Below are 1,526 nucleotides of genomic sequence, written 5' to 3' on the forward strand. Positions count from 1 at the left end.
CCTTTATTTGTTGGATATTTGTATAACTCTGATAAAGCTTTTACTAATTCATCGCTTTCTTTCCCAAGTGATTTTAGATGTACTGCATTTTTGACGAAACCAACCTTTCCGTCTATTTCGCCGTTGACAATACCTGCACCAATTTTGGAATTTATTTCTATTTCCAAACCTACAGTTGTGTTGTTATAAAGCCCTTTCGCAACATAAATATGTGAACTATCAGTCTTCGTATCTTCTGTGATTTTTAGAAAAATATCACTCCAACCTTCTTCGGGGTCAAATCGTGAATTGATTTCTTCAAGTTTTATATTGTTAGAATTTGATTTTTGTTCTTTATTGTTACAGCCAAATAAGAATGATAGAAGTCCCATAATAATTAATGTAGTTGTTTGTTTAATCATTGTATTTTTTTGTCAGGTGTCGTTTTATTAGAGTTGCACATAACGTTCTGGCGCTACACGAGGTTTGGGATTAAAGATGCGAGGTTTTTCGGTTAAACACAAATTTTCCAAGTACAAAACCATCTTTAAATTCAGCCAAATGCCCAAATCTCGTGTAACGGCTGTTATGTGCTGTTTTTTTTCTTTTTTGATAGTATAAAATCAATTTGTTCACTGTCTTTAAATAGTCTGTCTGATAAATAAATACTTACTCCATTTTCAGGTTTTAAAAGCACTCCATTTTTTGTTTTTATAATATCTTTTAACCCATTCCAATTAAGTTCTCCATTTGAAAAAGGTCCACTATGTTTAATTGTGGTTTCACTAAATTCCATCTCTAAAAGTTGACCTGCAATTCCGCTCTGTAAACGATCTTTTAGCCATTTCTTTTTTTCAAAATGGAATTTATAAAATTCATAAATTCCAACACAACTAAAAACAAAAGGAAATAATCCTAATTTTTTATGAGTGTCAAAAAAATATAAACCAATTCCAAAAAACACCATTATTGTCGCGAAAAGAGGCTCGTATTTTTTGAATTTAAGCGATGAAATTATTTCAGCATATGCTTCCTTATAATAATTCTCATCAGGTTTAAAGTTCAATTTGAAATTCATTCTTATTTAAAATATTGTTTAATAATTTGTCTTTCGTTTTTTGGCAAAATAGCACATAACGTCCGTCGGCTTTGCGAAGTGCGAAGCATTTCGCAAAACCGACAGTTAGGCGAATGTTTTTGTTCATGCTAATGTACAAAAACAAGTCAGTTTTAAAGCCAGATTGTATTTTTTTATTCATTTGTTTATTTTGCAAAACCCCGCTTTGCGAAGTAAAAAAATGAAGTCGAAAAGTGATAAAGCATTGATTAAAAGAGTTATAAAAAAATAAAAACTTGACTTTTTAATTTTTTTTCCATAACTTCGTCAAACTTTAGGCGAGTATTCGCTTCGAAAGTGAAACTTTCAGACAAAGATCTCTTTGAAAGTTTGCCTAGCAAAATCTTCTATTTTGCCTCTTTTAATCCCTGCTTTATAAACCAAACTTTTCAACAAAAAAACCAATCTGGCTTATAAAATTGCGCTCTAA

General features: G+C 30.7%; 2 protein-coding genes. Both read right to left on the reverse strand.

The genetic code is table 11. The annotated features are described in order from the left end of the window. Positions 1–401 (reverse strand): hypothetical protein (locus tag WBY99_RS08690; protein ID WP_423975938.1); only part of this gene is annotated, 401 nt, incomplete at its 3' end. A 164-nt stretch (positions 402–565) separates the two neighbouring features. Further along, entirely contained in the window at positions 566–1,045 is a 480-nt protein-coding gene (locus tag WBY99_RS08695; protein WP_423975939.1) for a hypothetical protein, read from the reverse strand. Between the last annotated feature and the right edge of the window lie 481 nt (positions 1,046–1,526).

The organism is Kaistella sp., from assembly GCF_049588135.1.
Taxonomy (GTDB): domain Bacteria; phylum Bacteroidota; class Bacteroidia; order Flavobacteriales; family Weeksellaceae; genus Kaistella.